Source organism: Synechococcus sp. H55.9 (assembly GCF_047462355.1).
GTDB lineage: Bacteria > Cyanobacteriota > Cyanobacteriia > Thermostichales > Thermostichaceae > Thermostichus.
The window spans coordinates 1-4,356 of record NZ_JANSJB010000139.1 but is presented as its reverse complement, the minus strand read 5'-3'; the positions used below and the strand labels follow the sequence as shown (position 1 = coordinate 4,356).

The window sequence follows — 4,356 nt, the reverse complement described above, 5'->3', positions numbered from 1 at the left end:
AACTCTTGGCTGACACTGGGATCCGCCCGCAAGGGATCCAAAAAATCGCCGGGAGCCAGTTGCAAGAGCAAAAAGCTAAGCACCGTGATCAGCAGTAGCACCGGCACCGCTTGGGCCAGCCGCTGCAAGACCAAGGCCAGCGGCGGCCACAGACTGAAAGCGCGCCTGCTAGGGGAAGAGGAGGTTACGGCCACAGACAGAGGTCGAGTTGAGCGCGGTCTTAGCTGGGATCCCGGTAGGGGATCCTTGTCGAACTATGCTGCCATTCTTCGGGCCAGATTTCTAGCCTGCTGCCCGGCTTGGAACAGGGTGCAGTTGCCCGGACTTGCCGTCAGAGGAATTGGGGGTTAAGCCGCTCCGGCAGGCGCAAGCCAAGGCGGTAGACTAGTCAAAAGCTTTTTCGATGAGTTGCCGTTGGGAAGATCTCTTGCGAAACCTGTTTCTTACCGGCGCTAGCGGCTGTCTGGGGCACTATGTGTTGGAGCGCCTGGCCCAGCAAAGGGATCCCGAGTTTCCGGAGCGGCCCGCCTACCACCTCTACATTCTTATTCGCAACCCCAGCCGCCTGCGGCTGCCCCCGGAACGGCTGCCCGCCCCCATCACCCTGGTGCCCGGCGATCTGCTGCACATCCGCGAGCACGCTGCCCTGCTGCAACAGATGGATGGGCTGATCCACATGGCGGCGGCTTGGGGGGATCCCACCCTAACCTGGGCGGTGAATGTTACCCACACTCTGGAGCTCTTTCAGTTGTTGGATCCCCGGCGCTGCCAGCAGGTGATCTACTTTTCCACCGCCAGCCTTTTGGATCAGGCGTTACAACCCTTGGCCATCGCTGGCCAGGCCGGCACCGACTACATCCGCAGCAAGTACGCGATGCTGCTGCGGCGGCGGGAAAGCTGCTTCTGGCCGGATCGGCTGCTGACGCTCTACCCCACCCTACTGTTTGGCGGCAGCCCCCACCACCCCTATTCCCACATCACCGCTGGCCTCAAGGATGTGCTCCGCTGGCTGGATCTCATCCGCTTTTTGCGGGTGGATGCTAGCTTCCACTTCATCCACGCTGCCGATGTGGCAGAGATGGTGGCCTACTGGGTAGCCCATCCGCCCGGTGGCGGCGATTGGGTGTTGGGCAACCCCCCTCTGTCTGTGGATGAGTGCGTGGAACAGGTGTGCGCCTATTTCAGAAAGCGGATCTACTTCCGCCTGCCCTTGCCCCTCGGACTCCTCCGCAGCTTGGCTTTTCTGTTTGGGGTGCGGCTTTCGGCGTGGGACGAGTACTGTCTGCGCCACCGCCATTTTGTCTATCCGGCCCTTTCGCCAGCAGCCCTGGGCTTGCCCTGCCACTTCCCCACCGTGGCCTCTCTCCTAGATGTCTACCTCTAGGCCGCTTTTATAGGGTCACGCCAACTCCCCTCTCCCTCTGGGAGAGGGGCTGGGGGTGAGGGGATCACTCCCTCTGGGAGAGGGGCTGGGGGTGAGGGGATCACTCCCTCTGGGAGAGGGGCTGGGGGTGAGGGATCCCGACAGGGATCAGCCGGTAAAAGCCGCTGCTTCTCTGTGAGCCAAGCCCTGAAGCTGAGCGGCAATGCGCTCCCGGTTAAGCCTCTGCCCGATGAACACTAGGCGGGTCAACCGCGGCTCTTGCGGGCGCCAGGGCCGGTCGTAGTAGGTTTCAAATCGCCCTCCCACTCCCTGCAGCACCAGCCGCATCGGCTTGTGGGGCACGGCCACAAACCCCTTCACCCGGTAGAGGCATTCCTCTTGAGCCAGTTGACGCAGTTGGGCAACTAGGGATCCCGGCTCATAGCTCCCCTCCAGGCTCAGGTAAAAAGACTCGAAGGCCTCGTGCTCGTGCTCCTCCTCGTGGTCGTGGTGGCTGGGGCGGCGCTCCAACTGATCTTCCACCGCCGCCTGCAAGCCCAAGAGCACTTCTGGGGCAACCTGGCCCCGCTCACAGGGGAGGACTCGAACCTCAGGGCGCAATTGTTGCCGCAGCCAGCTCTCCACGCGCGCTCGCTCCGACAACGTGATCTGATCCACCTTGCTCAGCAGCACCAAATCGGCGCAGCTCAACTGATCCGCAAACAGCTCCTCAATGGGCGTCTCGTGATCCAGGCTCGCATCGGCCTGCCGCTGCGCTTCCAGCGCCGCCCGATCCCCCACCAGTTGCCCAGAAGCCAGAGCCTGACCGTCCACCACTGCAATCACCGCATCCACCGTGGCGCCGGTGCGAAGGGTTGGCCAGCGGAAAGCCTGCACCAGAGGCTTAGGCAAGGCCAATCCTGAAGTCTCAATCAGGATGCAGTCCAGCTCCGCCCGCCGCTGCAGCAGGGTTTCCATGGTGGGCAAAAATTCCTCCTGCACCGTGCAGCAGAGGCAGCCGTTGGCCAGCTCCAAAATGGGGATGGATCCCTCTCCCTCGCAACGTTGGCAATCCCGCAGCAGTTCGCCGTCGATGCCCACTTCGCCAAACTCATTGACCAATACGGCGATGCGGCGGCTCTGGTTGTTGAGCAACAGGTGACGGATCACCGTGGTCTTGCCGGATCCCAAAAATCCGGTGATGACCGTAACCGGGACTTTGTGCATCTTTACCGAACATTCAGCCTTCTCAGTCTCTATCCTCTCTTCCTTCTCTGCCAATCCTGGCGGGGGGGATCCCCAAAAAAAAGGCCCCCTACCGGGGGCCAAAGGTTGATCTCCGAGAGACTTCCGTGCTTATCGGATCGGCTTCATCCGGTAAACCGGCTCGTTCTCGCGGCTGATCCCTTTCTCAAAGCCGGCAGCAGCGGCACGGGCGCGACCGGCATGCCACAGGTGGCCAACGAAGAACAGGAAGCCGAAGATGAAGTTGTGGGCTGCCAGCCAGGTGCGCGGGCTGGTGAAGTTCACCGTGTTGATCTCGGTCGCCACACCCCCCACCGAGTTCAGGGATCCCAGTGGCGCGTGGGTCATGTACTCCACCGCACGGCGAGCTTGCCAGGGTTGGATGTCGTTTTTCAACTTATCCAGATCCAAGCCATTGGGGCCCAGCAGCGGCTCTTTCCAGGGCGCCCGCACATCCCAGAAGCGCATCGTCTCACCGCCGAAGATGATCTCGCCCGTGGGGGAGCGCATCAGGTACTTACCCAGACCGGTGGGGCCTTGGGCCTGGCCGATGTTCGCCCCCAGGCGCTGGTCGCGCACGATAAAGGTGAGGGCTTGCGCTTGCGAGGCTTCAGGGCCGGTGGGGCCGTAGAACTCGCTGGGGTAAACAGTGTTGTTGAACCAGATGTAGCAGGTGGCAATAAAGCTCATCAGCGAGACCGCCGCCAAGCTGTAGGAGAGATAAGCTTCCCCCGACCAGATGAAGGCACGGCGGGCCCAGCCAAAAGGCTTGGTGAGGATGTGCCAGATCCCACCGGCAATGCAGATGATGCCGATGTAGATATGGCCGCCGATCACATCCTCCATGTTGTCCACGCTGATGATCCAGCCGTCGCCGCCGAAGGGAGACTTGAACAGGTAGCCGAAGATCACCGCCGGGTTGAGGGTGGGGTTGGTGATCACTCGCACATCGCCACCGCCGGGAGCCCAGGTGTCATAGACACCGCCAAACCACATGGCCTTGGCCACCAACAGGAAAGCCCCCAACCCCAAGAGGATGAGGTGGATCCCCAAGATGGTGGTCATCTTGTTCTTGTCTTTCCAGTCGTAGCCGAAGAAGGGGAAAGACTGCTCCAGGGTTTCTGGGCCGCGCACGGCGTGATAGATGCCCCCCAACCCCAGCACTGCGCTGGAGATCAAGTGCAGCACGCCGATCACAAAGTAGGGGTAGGTGTCGATAACTTCGCCGCCCGGGCCAACCCCCCAGCCCAGAGTGGCCACGTGGGGCATCAGGATCAGGCCCTGCTCGTACATAGGCCGATCCGGCGTGAAGTGAGCCACCTCAAACAGCAGCATCGCTCCCGCCCAGAAGACGATCAGGCCGGCGTGGGCCACGTGGGCACCCAAGAGCCGACCGGAGAGATTGATCAAGCGAGCATTCCCGGCCCACCAGGCAAACCCGCCCTGGGTGCGATCCTGCATCGCTGCGGAACCAAAGGTCGTTGAAGTCACTGAGGCCAGCCTCCAAAAAGAGTAACAGTCAGTACAGCAGAAGATAGAGGTGAAAAGCAAAGGAGCTTAAGAATGGCCGAGCGCCTACCCATGCAATCCAAGACTTGAATAGGCGAACGCTCGGCCCCGGCTCTCACGTGAAGGATCGAGAGAACTCAAGCGTTCGACAGCCAGCGCCAGTTTAGAGCGCGTTGCCGCGGGGTAGGACTTCTTCGGGGAACTCAAAGCGCTCGTGCGGCTGGTCCTGCGGCGCCATC

At 61.6% G+C, this 4,356-nt stretch carries 3 protein-coding genes and 2 pseudogenes; 1 reads left to right on the top strand and 4 read right to left on the bottom strand.

The features are described from left to right. Nucleotides 1–194 (bottom strand): annotated as a pseudogene (locus NW857_RS12425) (ABC transporter permease); the annotation flags it as partial. Between the two features lie 233 nt (nucleotides 195–427). On the opposite strand from NW857_RS12425, the gene NW857_RS12420 reads away from it, so the two are divergent. Continuing rightward, nucleotides 428–1,384 (top strand): NAD-dependent epimerase/dehydratase family protein, encoded by a 957-nt coding sequence (locus NW857_RS12420; protein ID WP_414339004.1) that lies wholly within the window; start codon nucleotides 428–430, stop codon nucleotides 1,382–1,384. 147 nt (nucleotides 1,385–1,531) lie between these two features. Here NW857_RS12420 and cobW read toward each other — a convergent pair whose 3' ends face one another. From cobW to NW857_RS12405, 3 genes and pseudogenes are all read right to left on the bottom strand, one after another. Next, nucleotides 1,532–2,590, bottom strand: coding sequence for a cobalamin biosynthesis protein CobW (gene cobW, locus NW857_RS12415; protein ID WP_414369123.1), 1,059 nt, complete (start codon nucleotides 2,588–2,590; stop codon nucleotides 1,532–1,534). Nucleotides 2,591–2,719: 129 nt separating this feature from the next. Beyond that, nucleotides 2,720–4,069: a photosystem II reaction center protein CP43 gene (psbC, locus tag NW857_RS12410; protein ID WP_414335970.1), complete on the bottom strand. Its 1,350-nt coding sequence runs from the start codon at nucleotides 4,067–4,069 to the stop codon at nucleotides 2,720–2,722. A gap of 211 nt (nucleotides 4,070–4,280) precedes the next feature. Beyond that, nucleotides 4,281–4,356: pseudogene (locus NW857_RS12405) on the bottom strand (photosystem II protein D2); the annotation flags it as partial.